Origin of the sequence: Microbacterium sp. ISL-59, from assembly GCF_018613945.1 — a bacterium.
Classification (GTDB): domain Bacteria; phylum Actinomycetota; class Actinomycetes; order Actinomycetales; family Microbacteriaceae; genus Microbacterium; species Microbacterium oxydans_B.
In genome coordinates this window covers 370,867-390,215 of record NZ_JAGGPG010000002.1, presented here as the reverse complement: position 1 = coordinate 390,215, position 19,349 = coordinate 370,867, and the positions used below count along the sequence as shown (strand labels likewise).

General features: G+C 69.8%; 17 protein-coding genes. 10 read left to right on the top strand and 7 right to left on the bottom strand.

The annotated features are described in order from the left end of the window. Positions 1-11 precede the first annotated feature (11 nt). On the bottom strand, positions 12-719 hold the full coding sequence (locus J7E45_RS06030) for a winged helix-turn-helix domain-containing protein (protein WP_167634229.1): 708 nt from the start codon (positions 717-719) through the stop codon (positions 12-14). Positions 720-1,051: 332 nt separating this feature from the next. Here J7E45_RS06030 and J7E45_RS06025 point away from each other — a divergent pair, with 332 nt between their 5' ends. The 5 genes from J7E45_RS06025 to J7E45_RS06005 all read left to right on the top strand — a co-directional run bounded on the left by J7E45_RS06025 (position 1,052) and on the right by J7E45_RS06005 (position 7,928). Further along, on the top strand, positions 1,052-1,360 hold the full coding sequence (locus J7E45_RS06025; protein WP_029263834.1) for a GNAT family N-acetyltransferase: 309 nt from the start codon (positions 1,052-1,054) through the stop codon (positions 1,358-1,360). Positions 1,361-1,412: 52 nt separating this feature from the next. Beyond that, positions 1,413-1,895, top strand: coding sequence for a DIP1984 family protein (locus J7E45_RS06020; RefSeq protein ID WP_215067862.1), 483 nt, complete (start codon positions 1,413-1,415; stop codon positions 1,893-1,895). 310 nt (positions 1,896-2,205) lie between these two features. Next, positions 2,206-3,651 (top strand): MFS transporter, encoded by a 1,446-nt coding sequence (locus tag J7E45_RS06015; RefSeq protein ID WP_215067860.1) that lies wholly within the window; start codon positions 2,206-2,208, stop codon positions 3,649-3,651. Between the two features lie 110 nt (positions 3,652-3,761). Then, complete coding sequence (locus J7E45_RS06010; protein ID WP_215067858.1) at positions 3,762-4,931, top strand: exonuclease SbcCD subunit D; 1,170 nt, start codon at positions 3,762-3,764, stop codon at positions 4,929-4,931. Continuing rightward, entirely contained in the window at positions 4,932-7,928 is a 2,997-nt protein-coding gene (locus tag J7E45_RS06005) for an AAA family ATPase (RefSeq protein WP_215067856.1), read from the top strand. It abuts the gene before it with no gap. A gap of 31 nt (positions 7,929-7,959) precedes the next feature. Here J7E45_RS06005 and J7E45_RS06000 read toward each other — a convergent pair whose 3' ends face one another. Continuing rightward, positions 7,960-8,517: a nucleoside phosphorylase gene (locus tag J7E45_RS06000; RefSeq protein WP_029263839.1), complete on the bottom strand. Its 558-nt coding sequence runs from the start codon at positions 8,515-8,517 to the stop codon at positions 7,960-7,962. A gap of 109 nt (positions 8,518-8,626) precedes the next feature. On the opposite strand from J7E45_RS06000, the gene nadE reads away from it, so the two are divergent. Together nadE and J7E45_RS05990 are read left to right on the top strand one after the other, a co-directional pair. Then, the gene (gene nadE / locus J7E45_RS05995) at positions 8,627-9,445 is read left to right on the top strand and encodes an ammonia-dependent NAD(+) synthetase (RefSeq protein ID WP_215067855.1); all 819 of its coding nucleotides are present in this window, start codon (positions 8,627-8,629) and stop codon (positions 9,443-9,445) included. An 87-nt stretch (positions 9,446-9,532) separates the two neighbouring features. Then, a complete protein-coding gene (locus tag J7E45_RS05990; RefSeq protein WP_215067853.1) occupies positions 9,533-13,003 on the top strand; it encodes a bifunctional RecB family nuclease/DEAD/DEAH box helicase in 3,471 nt (1,156 codons plus the stop codon). A 135-nt stretch (positions 13,004-13,138) separates the two neighbouring features. On the opposite strand, the gene upp is transcribed toward J7E45_RS05990, so the two are convergent. Further along, on the bottom strand, positions 13,139-13,771 hold the full coding sequence (upp, locus tag J7E45_RS05985) for a uracil phosphoribosyltransferase (RefSeq protein ID WP_091035426.1): 633 nt from the start codon (positions 13,769-13,771) through the stop codon (positions 13,139-13,141). A gap of 81 nt (positions 13,772-13,852) precedes the next feature. Here upp and J7E45_RS05980 point away from each other — a divergent pair, with 81 nt between their 5' ends. Further along, positions 13,853-14,308 (top strand): nucleoside deaminase, encoded by a 456-nt coding sequence (locus tag J7E45_RS05980; RefSeq protein WP_215067851.1) that lies wholly within the window; start codon positions 13,853-13,855, stop codon positions 14,306-14,308. Between the two features lie 43 nt (positions 14,309-14,351). On the opposite strand, the gene J7E45_RS05975 is transcribed toward J7E45_RS05980, so the two are convergent. Next, positions 14,352-14,777 (bottom strand): hypothetical protein, encoded by a 426-nt coding sequence (locus tag J7E45_RS05975; RefSeq protein ID WP_215067849.1) that lies wholly within the window; start codon positions 14,775-14,777, stop codon positions 14,352-14,354. A gap of 11 nt (positions 14,778-14,788) precedes the next feature. Beyond that, the gene (locus tag J7E45_RS05970; RefSeq protein WP_215067847.1) at positions 14,789-15,760 is read right to left on the bottom strand and encodes a cation diffusion facilitator family transporter; all 972 of its coding nucleotides are present in this window, start codon (positions 15,758-15,760) and stop codon (positions 14,789-14,791) included. A 59-nt stretch (positions 15,761-15,819) separates the two neighbouring features. Here J7E45_RS05970 and proC point away from each other — a divergent pair, with 59 nt between their 5' ends. Next, on the top strand, positions 15,820-16,659 hold the full coding sequence (gene proC, locus J7E45_RS05965) for a pyrroline-5-carboxylate reductase (protein WP_215067845.1): 840 nt from the start codon (positions 15,820-15,822) through the stop codon (positions 16,657-16,659). Between the two features lie 3 nt (positions 16,660-16,662). After that, a complete protein-coding gene (locus J7E45_RS05960) occupies positions 16,663-16,950 on the top strand; it encodes a DUF1905 domain-containing protein (RefSeq protein WP_215067843.1) in 288 nt (95 codons plus the stop codon). A gap of 15 nt (positions 16,951-16,965) precedes the next feature. Here the strand turns inward: J7E45_RS05960 and J7E45_RS05955 are convergent, their stop codons facing one another. Together J7E45_RS05955 and J7E45_RS05950 are read right to left on the bottom strand one after the other, a co-directional pair. Then, a complete protein-coding gene (locus tag J7E45_RS05955; RefSeq protein WP_215067841.1) occupies positions 16,966-18,558 on the bottom strand; it encodes a hypothetical protein in 1,593 nt (530 codons plus the stop codon). Next, positions 18,540-19,316, bottom strand: a complete 777-nt coding sequence (locus tag J7E45_RS05950; protein ID WP_215067839.1) for an ABC transporter ATP-binding protein — start codon at positions 19,314-19,316, stop codon at positions 18,540-18,542. The genes J7E45_RS05955 and J7E45_RS05950 overlap by 19 nt, the downstream gene beginning before the upstream one ends. Positions 19,317-19,349 lie beyond the last annotated feature (33 nt).

Sequence of the window (19,349 nt, the reverse complement as noted above, 5' to 3'; positions counted from 1 at the left end):
CCCCGGGTAGCTCAGAAGCGGTCGGGCGAGGGGGTTCCGTGGCCGTAGCGGATGACGACGTCGGCGTGGCGGTCGAACCGGTAGCCGATGCCGCGCACGGTGCGGACGATGTCCTCGTAGCGGCCGAGCTTGGCGCGAAGACGGCGGACGTGCACGTCGATCGTGCGCTCGCCGGGCGTCTCATCGTCCTGTGCCTGCCAGAGCGCGGAGACCAGCTCGCTGCGCTCGATCGTGCGTCCCTCGCGGAGCACCAGGTACTGCAGAAGCTCGAACTCCTTGTAGGTGAATGCCGCGGACTCTCCGTCGATGAGCACGCGCTTGCGGGAGATGTCGACGGTGACGCCGGTCTCCTCCTCCACGATCTCCTCTTCGGCGGCGGCCTTGGTGCGAGCGATCGCACCCGGCTCCTGCAGGGCGAGGCGGACGACGTCGAGGTCGCGGCCTCCCGAGCCGTGGGGAGCGAGGGCGACCGTGGCGTGCGTCTCGGCGCCCGGTGCGAGCTCGGCGAGCGTGCGGCGCAGTGCGTCGACGAGGAGGGGGAGGCTCACTCCGGCTTCGGCTGCCTTGATCTCGTCGAGTCCGACGTAGAGGGCGAAGCCGCGGGGCGAGCGGACGGCGGGCAGATCGGCTCCGGCGGCGGCCAGGGGAGCAGCGGCGTCCGGCTGCGTGCGGATCGCGGCGGTGGTGGCGGGACGCTCGAGAAGTGCGGTGTTCGACATGATGATGAGTCCTCAGGACGTGAGCCCGGATCGAGCGGGGCTCTGATGCGTTGCATGAATGACCGGCGGAGCCGGGAAGCGAGCAAAGGGTGGATGCTCGGTGACTCTGACCTCGCAGATGGCGAGGCGTCAGGTCAGGCGGGGTGGCTGTTCGTTCAGCGACACATTCGGCAACACATGCCAACGCGACCGGGCATCATCATCCCGGCAGTCCTGTTCGCCTCCTGGGCGGACAAAGGGCTTGCGTTGGTGGTCATGGGGGGATTATGTCCGATCGTGACCGCTCATGTCAAAACGCCCGGGCGTCGGAGAGCGGGCGTAACGTTGTGCGGATGACGATCTCGCACACTGTCGGCGGCTTCATCCTGACCGACGAGAAGGACGCGTCGCGCTACACGCTCATGCGCGACGGAAAGCTCGTGAGCGTTCTCGACTACCGCGACGACGGACACACGATCGCTCTGACCAGGGCCTTCACGGTCCCGACTTTCCGCGGCAACGGCTATGCCGGGAAGGTCGTCGAGGGGGCCGTCGCCGACATCGAGGAGCGCGGAGACCGCAAGGTCGACGCTGTCTGCTGGTACGTCGCGGACTGGTTCGCAGCGAACCCCGAGCACGCCCCGCTGCTGCGCTCGCGCTGACTCGCCTGCTGTATGACGCCGTGTTACGGACGCCTGCTGCGAGGATGGGCCCATGAAACTCGCTGAGGCCCTCACCGCACGCGCCGATCTGCAGCGCCGCATCGAGCAGCTGCGTGCCCGCATCGTCGCGAACGCCCGTTACCAGGAGGGTGAGGAGCCGGCTGAGGATGCCGCGGCCCTCATCGTCGAAGCCGACGCCGCACTGACCCAGCTGCGCGACCTGATCCGTCGCATCAACGCGACCAACGCACGACTCGATCTCGGCGCGGACGGCACGATGACGGATGCGCTCGCCGCCCGCGATGTGCTGCGTCTGCGCCACTCCGTGCTGACGGATGCGGCCGCCGCGGCATCCGGATCGAACGACCAGTACCTGCGTCAGATGCGGTCAGAGCTGCGGCAGGTCTCGGCGCTGCCGGTCGCGCAGTTGCGATCGAGGGCCGACGCCGTCGCGCAGGAGCTGCGTGAGCTCGACAACCGGATCCAGCAGGCGAACTGGTCGAACGACCTCGAGGAGGAGAGCGGAAGTCGGTAGTCACGACGAAGCGGGCACAACCCTCAGCCGGCGGGGCAAGCCGGCACCTGTTGGGCGGAGGGCAGCCCTGATATCGCATCGCGCAGCCCCGCACGCCGCACAGGTGAAGGTGCACAGCGCATCTCGCATCACCGCGTGCCGATCGTCGCGACGAGGGTGGGTCAGGGGACCTTCCGCTTCCTCCTCGAACATCATGCGATAGAATGGAGTTCTGCTCAGCCCCGTTGGCTGAGGTGGTCAGGCGCCGAGAGGCGTGCTGATCCGAGGCTCGAAACCTCCGGCATCCTCATCAGACACCGGAGGTTTTTCCATGTCTTCATCCCTGCGCGCCCATCCACATTCCCGGTGGTGGGCACTCATCGTCATCTCCCTCACTCAGCTCGTCGTGGTGCTCGACGGCACCATCGTGAGCATCGCGCTGCCGCGCGCACAGGCCGCTCTCGGTCTTACCGACGGGCAGCGGCAGTGGGTCGTCACGGCCTACGCCCTCGCGTTCGGTGCGCTCCTCCTCTTCGGCGGACGCCTCGCCGACTACATCGGCCGCAAGCGCATCTTCATGATCGGCATGATCGGATTCGGCGCGGCATCTCTGTACGGCGGATTCGCACAGCAGGGGTGGGAGCTCATCCTCGCGCGCGGACTCCAGGGTGTCTTCGCGGCGCTGCTCGCTCCGGCGGCATTGGCGCTCTTGACGGTGTCGTTCCCCTCCGGCCGCGACCGCAACACCGCCTTCGCCGTGTTCGGAACCGTCGCCGGAACGGGGGCAGCGGTGGGTCTCCTGCTCGGCGGGCTGCTGACCGAGTTCGCCGACTGGCGCTGGTGCCTCTTCGTCAACCTCTTCTTCGTCGTGGTCGGGCTCATCGGCGGCGCGCTCTTCCTCACCGAGAGCAAGGCCGAAGGCGAGAACCGGTACGACGTCTGGGGCACCATCACGGTGACCCTCGGGCTCGGGGCACTCGTCTACGGGTTCAGCCTCGCCGAGCACCGCTGGGGCGATCCGCTGACGATCACGTTCCTGGTGCTCGGTGTCGTCCTGCTCGCGGTCTTCGTCTGGATCGAGAGCCGGGTCGCGCAGCCGCTGCTGCCGTTGCGGATCGTGGCCGACCGCGTCCGGGGTGGGGCGTTCCTCATCCAGGGTGTCGCCGGCGCCATCATGATCGGCGCCACGATGTACCTCACGTTCCACCTGCAGTTCGTGCTCGGGATGGGGGCGTTCCCGGCGGGACTCGCCACGCTGCCCCTGCCGATCGCGACGATGATCATCGCGCCGATCGCGACCCGGCTGCTGCCGGTGATCGGACCGCGGCCGATGCTCATCGTCGGACCGCTGCTCGCCGCGGCGGGGATGGTGTACCTCTCGGGGATCACGCCCGATGGCGCATATGCCCTGCAGGTCGCCCCTGCGCTGGTGGCGCTCGGTGTCGGCATGGCATTCATCTTCATCCCGCTGCAGAACCTGGCGCTGTCGGGGGTGGCCCCGCACGACGCCGGTGTCGCATCGGCCATGGCGAACTCGGCCATGCAGATCGGCGGATCGATCGGGCTGTCGGTGTTCACCGCCGTGTACGCGGCTTCCGTGGGCGGTCATGCTCAGGCCGACCTCACGCCGTCGCAGCTGACCGATGCGTACGGCTGGACGTTCATCGCCGCAGCGATCTTCATGGTCGCCGCCTCGGTGATCGCGGTCTTCCTGGTGCGCGGCACCAAGGACGAGCTGATGCCGGCGCAGGGCGAACGAGCCCTCGCCGCGCACTGATCCGTGGTCGCGGCATCCGCCCGGGCGCAGATCGCTTGATTCCCGCCCCGGGAACGGATGCCGCGGCACGCCTCGGACGTAATGTCCGAGGGTGTTCGTACCGTGTGAGTATGCGAATCCTGCACACCTCCGACTGGCACATCGGCCGGACGTTCCATGGCAACTCGACCATGGACGCGCTGGCCGAGGTGCTCGGCGCGCTCACGGAGCAGGTTCGCGAGAACGCGGTCGACGTCGTCGTCGTCGCGGGCGACGTCTTCGACTCCGCCACGCCGTCGGGCGCCGCCTACACGCTGCTCGGCGATGCTCTGGTGTCCCTGCACGAGACGGGCGCCCGCGTCATCGTCACGAGCGGCAACCACGACTCGGCCGCGCGGCTCGGTTTCCAGGCGCGGCTGCTCCGCGACGGCATCCACGTGCTCACCGATCCGCTCGCGGTCGGCGTTCCGGTCACCATCGCCGATGCCGAGGGGCCGGTGCACTTCTTCGGCATCCCGTATCTCGAACCGGCGATCGTCCGTCAGCACTGGCCCGAGGGCGACAGTTCGGGGCGGCAGCTGCGCACGCAGGCGCAGACCATGGCCCATGCGATGGACCTGGTCCGCGCGGGCATGCGCGAGCACGAGGGGCGCTCGATGGCGATCGCGCACTGCTTCGCGGCCGGCGTCGACGCGACCGTCGGGCTCGAGCGCGAGGTGCGCCAGGGCGGACTCGACGTCGTGCCGCTGAGCGTCTTCGACGGCCCCGATTACGTCGCGCTCGGGCACATCCACGGGCGCCAGCAGATCAGCGAGCGCGTCCGGTACGCGGGTGCTCCGCTGCACTACAGCTTCGGCGAGCAGGACAAGCCGCGCGGATCCTGGCTCGTCGACCTCGACGCCGACGGCCTCGCCGCGGTCGAGTGGCTCGACTTGCCGGTGCCGCGTCGGCTCGTCACGCTCACGGGCTCGCTCGAAGAGATCCTCGCAGCCGACAACGTCGCCGCGCACGCCGACGACTGGGTCTGCGCCATCTATACGGATGCGGTGCCGCAGTCCGAGCCGATGAGGCGTCTTCGAGAGAGCTATCCCCACTGCGCGATGGTGCAGCACCAGCCCGCCGCCGTCGCCGAGGTGGAGGAGAAGTCCTACGTGCAGCGCCTGCGCTCCGCCGTCACCGACGCCGACCGCATCGAGGCGTTCCTCGAGCATGTGCGGGCAGGACACGGGCCCACCGAGGTCGAGCACGAGCTAATCCGCGCGGTGCTCGATGAGCGCGTGCGCGCGGAGGCACTCGTCTAGATGCGTCTCCATCGCCTGGAGGTCGAAGGGTTCGGTCCCTTCCGTTCGCGGCAGGTCGTCGACTTCGACGCGTTCGCCGACGACGGCATCTTCCTTATCGCCGGCCGGACGGGAGCGGGCAAGTCGAGCATCCTCGACGCCGTGTGCTTCGGACTCTACGGAGGTGTGCCGCGTTACGACGGCGGTGAGAAGCGGTTGCGCAGCGATCACTGCGAGCCCGACGATCCGTCGGAGGTGGTCGTCGAGTTCAGCACGCCGGCCGGCCGCTTCCGCGTGACCCGCTCGCCCGAGTACCTGCGTCCCGCCAAACGTGGCGGCGGCATGACCAAGCAGGCCTCGGCCGTCGCCCTCGACGAGTGGACCGATGCCGGCTGGGTGGGTCGCGCCGCTCGAGCCGTCGATGTCGCAGGCGAGCTCGACGAGATCCTCCAGCTCAGCCGCGAGCAGTTCCTCCAGGTGATCCTCCTCGCGCAGAACCGATTCTCCGAGTTCCTGCTCGCGGGCAGCAGAGACCGCCAGGCACTGCTGCGGCGGCTGTTCGGCACACAGCGGTTCGAAGACGTGCAGGCACGGTTCGACGAGCGGCGCCGGGAGGCGGAACAGACACTTGGCACTCGGCTCGCGACGGTGAACGCGCGTATCGACGAGGCCGAGCAGCTCGTGAGCACGAGCGGGCTGTCCGGCGACTCCGAGGACGGGACTCCGCCGGCGGAGCGCCCGGCGGCATCCGCGCCCTCGTCGGTCGAAGAGCGTCTCGAGGCACTGCGGCGTGCGAGGGCGCGGGCCGACTATCGGGCGGAGCGCCGCGCCTCGGAGCGGGCGGAGGCGGAGAAGCGTGCGGCCGATGCCGACGCGGCGTTCGCCACGGCTCGCGAAGAACAGCACGCCCAGCGGGAACGCGATCGCGCCCGGGCAGCTCTCGCGCGGCTGGATGCTGACGCGCCTTCAATCGATGCGGCCCGTGCAGAACTCGCGGCCGCGCGCGCCGCCGAGGCGGTGCGGTCGACGATCGCTGCCGCAGCCCGAGCACAGACGGCGGTCACCGTCGCGGCCGAAGACGAGCAGCGGTCACGGGAAGTGTGGGAGGCATTCGAGGTCCCCGTCGCCGGCGACCTCGAGGAGTGGGCGGCTGCACGCACCAGGGAGAGCGGTTCCTGGGAGCGCGCGCGGGAGCTCGAGGGGGAGGCGCCGGCGCTCGATGCCGAGCTGCAATCCGCCGGGGATGCCGTGGCGGCGGCGACCGCACGCCTCGAGGCCGGAGAAGCCGAACGCGCCACTCTCCCCGCCGCGATCACCGCGCTGACCGCGGAACGCGACGAGAAACGCCGCCTGGCCGACCGGGTGGGCGATGCCCGAGCGGCCCAGGAAGAGGCAGACGCTCGACGAGCGGCGGCCCACGAGGCGGAGCGGCTGCAGAGAGCACAGGCCGCGACCGAGATCGAGCTCACCGATGCCACGACCGTGCACGCCGCCGCGCAGACCGACCTCGCACGCCTGCGGCAACGTCGCATGGACGGGATGTCCGGCGAACTCGCGTCGAACCTGCGCCCCGAGCATCCGTGTCCGGTCTGCGGCTCGCTCGAGCATCCGGCTCCGGCCACGCACGTCGACCCCGTGTCACCCGAAGACATCGCTGAGGCAGAGGAGGCCCGCGACGCCGCGGCGCAGCGGGAGCGCGAACTCTCTTCGGCGTCTTCGACCCTGCGAGCCGAACTCGCGGCGGTGACTGCCCGTGCCGACGGGCGGAGTGTCGACCAGGCCGAGACCGAGCACGAGGCGGCCGCCTCAGCGCATGCGCGCAGTCTGTCCGCCGTCGACGAACTGAAGACGCTCGACGTGCAACTGAGCGAACTCGTCGCCCGGGTCGCGCAGCTCGACGCCGAGAAGACCGAGGGCACGGCGGCGCTCGCTCAGGCGCGGGAGCAGCACGCTCTGCTGCAGCAGCGGAGCACCGAGGCCTGCGAGCTGATCGCCGCGGCGCGAGGAGTCTTCGACACGGTCGCCGAGCGTCTTGCCGACACGGCCGCGAAGATCTCTGCCGCCCGCGGGGTCGCTCAGGCGACCGCAGAACGTCTGCGGAGGACGCAGGCTCTCGCCGAGGCAGAGGCCGAGAGGGATGCGGCACTCGCCGACTCCACGTTCGACGATGTGGAGTCCGCCGAACGTGCCCTCCGCCCGGCGGCGACGCAGGAAGCTCTGGATGCGCGGATCGCTGAGCACGCCGTGCAGCGGGAGAAGGAACGGGCGATCCTGTTCGATCTGGAGCTGCGGACGCTGCCGGAGGAGCCGATCGACCTCACGCCCGTCGAAGAGGCCTCAAAGGCCGCCCGAGCGATCTGGACCGACGCGGTCGACGCGGCGGCTCGAGCGGCGGGCACGGCCGAACGGCTGGCTGGTCTGATCGAATCCGCCGCCGCCGAGCACGCGCGCACCGCCACCGATGCCGCCGAGTTCGAGGTGCTGCAGAATCTCGCGGACACGATCGCCGGGCGAGGCGCCAACACCCGCAAGATGACGCTGGAGACGTTCGTCCTCGCGGCCGAGCTCGAAGAGATCGTCGAAGCGGCGAACCGGCGTCTGCACGACATGTCGACGGGCCGCTACCAGCTGCAGCACTCCGACGCGCTCGCGGCTCGAGGGGCAGCATCCGGGCTCGGGATCGTGGTCTCCGATGCCTTCACCGGCCAGACCAGGCCGCCGCAGTCGCTGTCGGGCGGCGAGACGTTCCTCACCTCACTCGCGCTTGCACTCGGTCTCGCCGAGGTGGTCACTGCGCGGGCCGGCGGAATCCGCCTCGACACGCTGTTCATCGACGAGGGCTTCGGCTCCCTCGACGGCGACACGCTCGACGTCGCCATGCGCACGCTCGACGAACTGCGGCAGGGCGGCCGGACGGTCGGAGTCATCAGTCACGTCGAGGCCATGCAGGAGCAGATCCCGGCGCAGCTCACCGTGCGAGCGCTGCCGAACGGTCCGAGCATCATCGAGGCCCGCTGAGCCTACGCGGAAGCCGATGGCCTCCGCCGGGTCAGACCCCGTACTCGGTGCGGATGAAGTCGCGCAGCTGCACGCTGCAGCGGGCGACCGCCTCGCGCCAGTCGGTCAGAGCGCCGTCCTCGGCCTGGTCCGACACCGCTCGGAACACGCGGATCGGCACGCCGAACTGTCCGGCGACCCAGATGTACGCGTAGGTCTCCATGTCGACCAGTGCCGCTCCCGACGGACGGATCACGGCGGTGACCTCGGCATCCTCGACGAAGTGGTCGCCTGTCGCGATCAGCACGCCGTCGCGTCCGGTGGCGACCCGCGCCGGCAGCGAGACGTGCTGGCCGGCCACGCCGTCGAGGTCGGTGACGTCGTGCTGGAACGCGGTGCCGACCTCGTGGACGGTCGCTTCCAGGTCGGGATCGATCGCGCCGGCCGTGCCGACGACCACGATCTCGTCGTAGACGGTGGCGTCGAGCGCACGCGTCAGGGCGTACGTCGCCTGCAGCTTGCCCGGGCCGGTCACGAGACGGTCGAAGCCCTCGAGTTCCTCGGGGAATGCGGACAGTTCGGATGCGAGCGCGGCGACGAGGAGTTTCACTGCCCCATTCTCTCAGGTCGTGACTGACAGGAACGTGCGAACGCCGCGGCGTCACCCCGACGTAACACGGAAGCGGGATACTGATTCGAGGAAACGAGCGGAGGATCACATGTCGTTGCAGCAGCAGATCTCTGAGGACCTCGGTGTCAGGTCCGAGGTCGACCCCGAAGCCGAGACCGAGCGTCGCATCGGTTTCCTCGCCGACTACCTGCGCACGACCGGAGCGAAGGGCTATGTGCTCGGGATCTCCGGCGGGCAGGACTCGACGCTGGCCGGTCGCCTCGCCCAACTCGCGGTCGAGCGGGTGCGGGCCGAGGGCGGCGAGGCGAAGTTCCTCGCCGTGCGTCTGCCCTACCGCGTGCAGCACGATGCCGACGATGCCCAGGCCGCACTCGCCTTCATCGCCCCGGACTCGTCGGTCGAGGTCAACATCCAGAACGGCGTCGACGGTGTCGAGGAGGACATCGAGTTCGCGGTCACGAGCGACATCAGCGACTTCAATCGCGGCAATATCAAAGCCCGCCTCCGCATGGTCACGCAGTACGCGCTCGCAGGTCACGACGGGCTCCTCGTGATCGGTACCGACCACGCCGCCGAGGCGGTCACCGGCTTCTACACGAAGTTCGGCGACGGCGCGGCCGACATCCTTCCGCTGTCCGGCCTCACCAAGCGTCAGGGGCGCTCGCTCCTGCAGTTCCTCGATGCGCCGGATCGGCTCGCATTCAAGGTGCCGACCGCCGATCTGCTCGACGGGCAGCCCGGTCGTGCCGATGAGGACGAGCTCGGTCTCACCTACGAGCAGATCGACGACTTCCTCGAGGGGCGCTCCGTCGATCCCGAGGTCGCCGGTCGCATCGAGGCGCGATACCTCGCCACGCAGCACAAGCGGCACCTCCCGGTGACCCCCGACGACACCTGGTGGCGCTGACCGCACGTTCGCATCTGCGGAGGCGCCGCTTCGCGTCGTGTCGGATGCCGCGGATAGTGTCGAAGCATCCGACAGAACGGGAGCATCGTGCGGATCGACACTCAGGCGCAGCGCGTCATCTGGAGCGCGAGCGACCTCAAGGCGGCCGCCGAATGCGAGTTCGCGTGGTGTCGGGCGATCGACGCGAAGCTGGGACGGGTCCCTGCCGTCGAAGAGCCCGAAGACGCGACGCTGAAGCGGGCCGCCGAGCTCGGCGACGTGCATGAGCAGAACGTGCTCGCCCGGTACATCGATGAACTCGGCGATGCGAGTGTCCACCGCATCGAGAAGGTCTCGTCGGTCGATGCCGAGGCGCTGGCGGCCGCGATCGACGAGACGGTCGCGGCGCTGCGCTCCGATGCGCTCGTGGTGTTCCAGGCGGCTTTCTCCACCGACGAGTTCGTCGGATTCGCCGACTTCCTCCGCAAGGACGACGACGGCCGGTGGCGCGTTCAGGACTCCAAGCTCGCGCGCAAGGCGCGAGTCACTGCCCTCATGCAGCTCGCGGCATACGTCGACCAGCTCGACCGCCTCGGCATCCCCCGGTCCGACGAGGTCGACCTGATCCTCGGCGACGGCACGCTCAGCACCCATCAGGTGGATGATCTCCTTCCGCTCTTCCAGGTGCGGCGCGCTCGGCTGCGGGCGCTCATCGCCGACCGGCGCATCGCCGATGGGGCGGCGGGTGCGCCGCTCGCCTGGGGAGACGATCGCGGCGACCTGCAGATCGTGGCCTGCGGACGCTGCGCGACCTGCGAGGAACAGGTGCTGGCGCACCGGGACCTGCTGATGGTCGCGAGGATGCGCCCGGTGCAGCGTGCGCGACTGCGGGCGTCCGGGATCGAGACGATCGATGCCCTGGCGGAGGCATCGGGGCCGCCAGCGGGGATGAACATCGACACGTTCGAGACGCTCCGCGACCAGGCACGACTGCAGTTGCGCGCCGATGCCGAGGGGCGGCCCACCTACGACGTGCACTACGCGCCGGCGATCCACACCCTCCCGCTGCCCAGCCACGGCGACATCTTCTTCGACTTCGAGGGCGACCCCCTCTACACGGAGCCGGCCGCCGACGGCGAGGGGCACTGGGGAATCGACTACCTCTTCGGGTGGGTCGACAACGCCGACCAGTACTCGGCCCTCTGGGCGCATACCTTCGCCGACGAGAAGCGCGCGCTCGAGACGTTCCTCGACTTCGTGAATGCGCGCAGGATCGCCCACCCCGGCATGCACATCTACCACTACGCGCCCTACGAGACCTCGCACCTGGTGGCGATGGCGGCACGGCATGGGGTGCGCGAGGGTGAGGTGGATCGGCTGCTCCGCGAGGGCGTGTTCGTCGACCTGTATCCGCTCGTGCTGCGGACGGTGCGCGTCGGTTCGCGCTCGTACTCGATCAAGAAGCTCGAGCCGTTGTACATGGGCGCCGACGTGCGAACCAGCGACGTGCAGAAGGGCGACGACTCGATCGTGCAGTACGTCGCGGCTCGTGAGCTCGCGGCTGCGGGGGAGCAGGCCGGGGCCGACGCGGTCCTGGCAGACCTCGCCGACTACAACCGCTACGACTGCGTGTCGACCAGGCGCCTGCGCAACTGGCTGATCGACATCGCGCGTAAAGAGGGTGTCACCCCGGCCCCGCCCGACGAGGCTGACGAGGTCATCTACGAGCCGTCGCCGCGCTCGGTCGCCCTCCTCGCAGATGCCGAGCGCGCCGTCGAGGCGGGTGGTGACGGGCTCGTTCATCGGCTCGCGGCCGCCGCGATCGACTACTTCCCGCGCGAGGCGAAGAGCTTCTGGGTGTCGCACTTCCAGCGGCTTCGCGAGCCGGTGACCATGTGGGACGGTACGCGCGATGTGGTGCGGGTCGACCGCCCGTCCTCGACCGTCCGTCGTGACTGGAGCATCGGTGAGGGGCGTCGGGTGATGTCTCGTGACGTCGAGATCCGTGGCGAGGTGTCGCCCGGCACGACGCTCGGCGCCGGGTCGCAGCCGTTCGCGCTCTACGGCGTTCCGGCGCCGTTCGACACCGAGGTCCCTTCGCGGGCGGTGCATGTGCCGCACACCGTCACGGTGGCGGAGGTGCTCGACGACGGCTACCTCATCACCGAGTCGGCGGTGCAGGGGCAGACCTGGGACGAACTGCCGCTCGCCCTCACCCCGGCCGCACCGCCACGCGTCGTGTCCCTCCAGGGCGCGATCGACGAGTGGGCCGATGCGGTGCACACCGCGGCTCCGGGGTTCCCCGACGATGCGGCGACCGACATCCTCCGTCGGATCCCCCCGCGCACCGTATCGGGCGCGCCGCTGCCCGCCCCGGGCGACGACACGGTCGACGCGATCGTGACGGGGGTGCTCGACCTCGACCACAGTTATCTGGCGGTGCAGGGCCCTCCGGGAACGGGCAAGACCTACACCGGATCCCGGGTCATCGCACGCCTCGTGAACGAGCACGGCTTCAAGGTCGGCGTCGTCGCGCAGTCGCACGCGATCATCGAGACGCTCCTCGAGCGAGTGGTAGCCGACGGTGTCGCGCCGGCTCAGGTCGCCAAGGCCCCGAAGGACCCGAACGGGGAGCATTCCTACACGACCATCCCGAAGACGGGGATGGCGGCGTTCCTCTCCGAGCATGCCGGTGAGGGCGCCGTCGTGGGCGGGACGGCCTGGGACTTCAGCAACACCCAGCGCGTCGAGCGAGACGGCCTCGACCTGCTCGTGATCGACGAGGCGGGGCAGTTCTCGCTCGCCTCGACCATCGCGGTCGCCGCCGGGGCGAAGCGGCTCCTGCTCCTCGGCGATCCGCAGCAGCTTCCGCAGGTGAGTCAGGGAGCCCACCCCGAACCGGTCGATGCCTCCGCGCTCGGCTGGGTGATGGACGGCGACCCGGTCGTGCGGCCGGAGTACGGCTACTTCCTCGCGCGCTCCTGGCGCATGCATCCGTTCGTCGCGGCCCCAGTGTCGAAGCTCGCCTACGCGGGGCAGCTGGCGTCAGCCCCCGGCACCGAGCTGCGTTCGGTCCAGGGGATCGACCCCGGCCTGCACGTCGTGCCGCTGCGGCACCGCGGCAACTCGACGCAGTCGCCCGAGGAGGCGGCCGAGGTCGTCCGGCTGGTCCGCGACCTGGTCGGTCGCACCTTCACCGACAACGACGAGTCCCGGTCAGCCAGGCCGCTCGTGCCCACCGACATCATCGTGGTCACGCCGTACAACGCGCAGCGTCAGCTCGTGCTCGACGCGCTCGCGGCGGCCGGGTACCACGACGTCCCGGTCGGCACGGTCGACAACTTCCAAGGCAAGGAGGCGGTCGTCTCGATCACCTCGCTCGCGGCCTCGAGCGGTCGGGACGCCCCGCGGGGCCCGGAGTTCCTGCTGCTGCAGAACCGACTGAACGTCGCGATCTCCCGCGCGCAGGCCGTCGCCTATCTGATCCACTCGCCCGCACTGCTCGACGATCTTCCGTATACCCCGGAGGGGGTGGCCCGCCTCAGCGCCTTCGCGCGTCTGGTCGGTGCGGCGGACTGAGTACCGCGCGCTCGAGCGGCCTCTGCGGCCCCGCGACCGCGCAGAACGACCGCGGCGCGGTGTGCAGAACAACGGCGGTGCGGAGTGCAGCCGCGGCGTGCAGAACGACCGTGGTGCGGAGTGCAGAGAGCCGGGTCAGACCGTGCCGTAGAGCCGATCGCCGGCGTCGCCGAGCCCGGGCACGATGTACCCCTTCTCGTCGAGACGCTCGTCGAGTGCACCCAGGACGAGGGTCACATCGCGGTCGCCGGCCATGGCTTCGATCGCGGCCACGCCCTCCGGCGTACCCAGCAGGCAGATCGCGGTGACGTCCTTCGCGCCGCGGTCGAACAGGAACTGGATCGCCGCGGCGAGCGAACCGCCGGTGGCCAGCATCGGGTCGATCGCGAAGCACTGACGGTCGCTGAGATCGTCGGGGAGACGCTCGGCGTAGGTCGTCGGCTCGAACGTCGTCTCATCGCGGACCATGCCGAGGAACCCGACCTCGGCGGTCGGAAGCAGCTTGACGAGGCCCTCGAGCATGCCGAGGCCTGCGCGCAGGATCGGCACAACGATCGGTCGCGGCTCCGAGATCTTGACGCCCATCGTCGTGGTCACGGGGGTGGTGATCTCGATCGGGCTCACCTTCACGTTGCGGGTCGCCTCGTACGCGAGCAGCGTGACGAGCTCCTCCGTCAGCTGCCGGAACACCGGTGAGGGGGTGCGCACATCGCGCAGCACCGAGAGCTTGTGAGTGATGAGAGGGTGGTCGGCCACGTGAACGCGCATGGATACAGGGTAATGCGCCGCGCCTCCGGGAACGACATCGTGGCCCCCGACGGTGGCCGGTGGCTGTCGTAGGCTCGACGCATGACCGCTGCCGACGACCTCGCGATGGGGCATGCGCTCGAGCTCGCTGCCGAGGCCGCTGCGGCGTCGGAGATCCCCGTCGGCGCTGTGATTCTGGATCCCGCCGGACGGCTCATCGCTGAGGGACGCAACACCCGCGAGGCCACGAACGATCCGACCGGGCATGCCGAGGTCGAGGCGCTGCGGCGGGCGGCGGCGTCCGTCGGCTCCTGGAATCTCGAGGGGCACACGCTGGTCGTGACCCTCGAGCCGTGCATCATGTGCGCCGGTGCGATCCTGCAGGCCCGCGTCGGTCGGGTGGTCTTCGGCGCGTGGGACGACAAGGCGGGCGCGGCCGGCTCCATGTACGACGTGCTGCGCGATCGGCGACTGCCCTATCGGGCCGAAGTGATCGGCGGCGTCGAGGCGGATGCGGCGACCGCACTGCTGCGGGCGTTCTTCGAGCAGCGGCGCTGAGTTTCGGCGACGTCTCTCCCGAGCGGGAGCGGGAGGGGGAGCGTCAGCCCTCGGTCTCGACGGTCGACCAGACGACGTCGACGAGGCACAGCCCGTCCTCCGTCTCGCGATAGAAGACGTCGCCGGGGAACTCCTCGCCGCCGGCCACACGCTCCTCCGGGAGCGAGAGGTTGATGGTCCAGTCCGGGTCTCGCAGCGCCTGGTCCGGCCAGTACTCGGCGACGAAGTCCCCGGGTTCCTCGGCCGACAGCCCCGACCAATCGGCGGGCTCTCGCAGTTCCGGCTCCTCGCCGTTGCAGACGTACGAGTCGGCGTCACCGGAAGCGGCCGCATCGATCAGGTCTTCGGTGGTCTGGATCACCCCGGCGCCGTCCGCACCCCAGATCACGGTGTCCATCGAGCACGACGACAGCGCGACGGTCAGGGCAGTCGCGGTTCCGACGCTCAGAAACAGTCTCGTGCGCTTCATGGAGCCGACGATCAGTCCGACGACTTCAGCACGAAGACGTCGGTCGACGGCTCGGGGTCGATCGCCGGGCGGTAGACATCCGGCTCGATGTACACGATGCGCGCGACCGGCACGGCTTCGCGGATGCGTGCCTCGATGGCGTTGATGTCGTCGGCGGCCTCGCGCAGCGGCTTGTCGGCGTTGAGGGCGATCTTCGCGGCGACCAACAGCTCGTCCGGGCCGAGGTAGAGGGTCTTCATGTGGACGATCTTCTCGATCTCGTCGCCCGCGTTGATGGCATCGACGATCCGGTCGTGGTCGGCCTGGGTCGCGCCCTCACCGACCAGCAGGCTCTTGGTCTCGATGCCCAGCACGATCGCGATCAGCACCAGCAGCACACCGATCATCACGGTGCCGAGTGCGTCGAACACGGGGTTTCCGGTGAGCAGTGTGAGCCCGACGCCGAGCAGAGCGAAGGTGAGACCGGTCAGAGCGCCCACATCTTCGAGCAGCACGACCGGCAGCTCGGGGGCCTTCGAACGGCGCACGAACGACACCCACGACTGCCCCTTCTCCCGCACGAGGTTGCTCTCGCGCACGGCCGTGCGCAGGGAGAACGACTCCAGCCCGATCGCGACGACGAGCACGACCAGGGGCAGCCACCACCAGGTCTTGTCCAGCTCGTGCGGGTTCGTGAGCTTGTCGATGCCCTCGTAGATCGCGAACAGGCCACCGACCGAGAACAGGATGATCGAGACGACGAACGCGTACACGTAGCGTTCCCGGCCGTAGCCGAACGGGTGTGCGCGGTCGGCCTCCCGCTTGGCCTTGCGTCCGCCGAGCATCAGGAGCAGCTGGTTGCCCGAGTCGGCGACGGAGTGGATGGCCTCGGCGAGCATCGAGGCGGAGCCGGAGAGGGCCCAGGCGATGAACTTCGCGATGGCGATACCCAGGTTCGCCAGGAACGCCGCGACGATGGCCTTGTTGCCTCCGGATGCACTCATGGGACGAGTCTAGAACCGCCCGCCCGAGGTTGCGGGAGTGCCCGCCGTAGGATGACGACATGGCTGACTCGCTTCCTTCGCTCGCTTTTCTCGGTGCCGGTTCGATGGGCGGTGCGATCCTCCGGGGTGTGGTCGCCTCCGGCATCCGGATCGACGGCGGGATCACCGCGACGAACCGCACCGCGGAGAAGGCCGAGGCGTTCACCGGCCTCGACGGCGTCACGAGTATCGCGCTCGCCGAACGGCCGGATGGCAACGCCGAGGCCGCCGCAAGCGCGCGGATCGTGCTGGTCGGCGTCAAGCCCGCGATGGTGCCCGATCTGCTGCGCGAGATCGCTCCGCACCTGACGGACGACGCGATCGTGGTGAGCGTCGCCGCCGGCGTCACACTCGACACCTTCGCGGGCATTCTCGGGCCTGATGCTCGCGTCATCCGGTCGATGCCGAACACGCCGTCGACCGTGCGCAAGGGCGTCACGGGGCTCGCTGCCGGTTCCGCCGCCACAGCCGAGGATCTCGCCCTCGTCCGCCGGCTGTTCGAGACCGTCGGCGCGGTCGTCGAGGTTCCGGAGTCGCAGATCGACGCGCTGTCCACGATCTCGGGCTCCGGCCCCGCCTACGTGTACCTGCTGATCGAGGAGTTCACGAAGGCCGCTATCGACATGGGCTTCGCCGAGGCCGACGCCAGGCTGATGGTGGAGCAGACCTTCATCGGCGCGACCGCTCTGCTCGACGCGTCGGGGGAGGACCCCGCCGAGCTGCGGCGTCGTGTCACGAGCCCCAAGGGAACCACCGAGCGTGCGGTCGCCGTTCTGCAGGACGCCCACCTCGACCGCACCTTCGCGGATGCCGCGGCCGCTGCCCTCGCACGGGCGAAGGAACTCGCCGCCGGGGCCTGAGTCATGCAGCTGCGGATCGAGGGAGTCATCTGGTACTGGCGCGGGCCGGCGCCGTTCCACTTCGTCACCGTGCCGCCGGCCGAGAGCGAGATGATCCACGATGTCGCGTCGATCGTCACATACGGGTGGGGGATGATCCCCGCATCCGTCACCATCGGTTCCACCACCGTGACCACGGCCCTCTGGCCGAAGGAGGGTGGCTACATCGTGCCGATCAAGAAGGTGCTCCAGGACCGCGAGGGTCTGGGCGTCGACGACGTGGTCGAACTCGTCCTCGACATCGACGCCTGACCGCCCGACCCCCGCTCAGCTCTCGCTGGAGACCTCGGCGAGAACTTCCGGCCAGCGCCGGTTCAGGATGCTGCCGCCCAGCACCGCCCCGCCCCACAGGGCCGCGGCGCCGAGCACGACACCGCAGCCGAGACTCACCCAGCCGAGCGCAGGATTCCAGATGCCGGCGATCGCGAAACCGAGCGCCGGCGCCCCGAGCACGAGCGTGATCGGTCCGATGATGATCATCGCCAGCAGCGACTGCACACCACCGGACGAACCGCGGCCGAGGGGGTTCGCCTCGGGTGCGGGCGCCCGACCCGGAAGGAAGCTGCCCACCCAGGCCCCGGCGCCTGCCGAGATCGCCGTCAGGCCGAAGGCAGACCCGATGCTTGCGGGGAGCAGGTCCCATCGGCCGGCGATCAGGCAGGTGGCCGCGCACAGCAGCAGCGTCACGGGAATCGCGATCAGCCCGAATCCGAGCAGTCGCCCTGCCCGGTCCGCCGCACCGCTGACGCCGTTCAGGATGTGGGCGGCGACCGCGTCGTTGTCGTAGGCGATCGCCATCTGCATGATCGTGCCGGTGAGGAGCGCATTGATCGTCGGGATGAGGATGATGGCCGGACCGAATCCGATGGACTCGTCCTGCAAGCCGTTCATCAGGGAGAGGCCGATGAAGATCGCGGGCAGCAGCAGGAGCATCACGATGTTCACGATCTGCCGGGGGTCTCGCCGGAAGTACCGCAGCGTGCGGGCGGCGATCGCCCCGACCGGGCTGGCCGGCAGTATCCGATCGAGCAGTCCGACCGAGCGCACGCGTCCGCCGCCGGTGTCCTGGATGGGGGCGACCAGCCGGGCAGCGAGCAGGCCCTGTGCCGCGAACCACAGTGCCGCGACCGTGGCGAGGGCGATGAGCAGACGGAGTGCCGCGGTGAGGAAGTCGCCCTGAGCGACGGATCCGGATACGCCGAAGACGGCGCCCACCGGTGTCCACGCGGCGATGTCGGCGATGGTGGTGAACGCTCCGCCGACATCGTTCACCCGGACCAGCGCGCCGATCCCCACGTTGAGCAGGACGCCGGACGAGGAGAGGAGCACCACGCCGACGATCACGACCAGGTCGCGGGCGCTGCGGCGGGCGAGCCAGCCGGCCAGCACACCGCTGACCACGCGAGCACCCAGCACGCAGGTGGCGACGGCGACGGGGATCATGATCAGCGCGGTCAACAGCGCGGGCAGGCTCACCGACCAGCCGAGGAGCATGAGCAGGAGTGCGACGGTGGTGCCGATGCCGCCCACCGTCGTCGCCCCCGCGACGACGAAGCCCGGCAGCAGGGAGCGCGCGGTCAGGGGGAGCAGTGCGAACCGTTCCGGTGCGAGCGAGTCGTCGGCGCTGACCAGGATCGACCCGATCCACCACCCGAGGACGATGACCGCGCCCGCCAGCACGAGCGCGGTGACGGCGGCGTCGGGGGCGGCGAACCGCAGTGCCACCAGTCCTGCCGTCAGCGCGGCGAGGAATCCGAGCGCGAACAGCCCGGTGATGACCAGCGTGACGATCATCCAGGGATTGCGGGACAGCTGATGGCGCAGCTGGCGCCAGCGCAGGCTTACGAGGAGCGCAACCATGCGAGCGTCTCCGTCCCGAGGTCATGCGCCCCCACCAGGGCGAGGAACCGCTGCTGCAGCGACAGTCCGGCGCGCACCTCGTCGAGCGTGCCGTTCGCGAGCAGGCGTCCCTCGGCGACGATCGCGACCCGATCGCACATCGACTCGACGAGCTCCATCACGTGGCTGGACAGCACCACGGTGCCGCCACCGTCGACGAACGCCCGCAGGATCTGCCGGATCGTCTCGCCGGACACCGGGTCGACGGCTTCCAGCGGCTCGTCGAGGATCAGCAGGCGAGGCGCGTGGATCAGCGCGCAGGCCAGACCGATCTTCTTGCGCATGCCCGCCGAGTAGTCGACCACGAGCCGGTCTCGAGCGTCCGTGAGGCCGAGCGCGGCGAGGAGCTCGTCACTGCGAGAGACGACCTCGGCTTCGGCCATGCCGCGCAGCAGCCCGGTGTAGCGCAGCAGCTCGGCACCGGTGAGGCGGTCGAGCATGCGGATTCCGTCGGGGAGCACGCCCATCCGGGCCTTCGCGTCGGCAGGGTTCTGCCACACGTCGGCGCCCAGGACCCACGCGGCGCCGGCATCCGGCCGCAGCAGACCCGTGGTCATGGCGAGGGTCGTGGTCTTGCCCGCGCCGTTGGGGCCGAGGAGCCCGAGCATGGATCCGGCCGGCACATCGAGGGAGAGGTCATCGACCGCGATCTTCTGCCCGAAGTGCTTGCGGAGCCCGCGGAGGGCGAGGACGGGAGGGGCCGCTGCGTTGTCGGTCATGCGTCCCATCCCACCACGGCCGTGCACGACGGT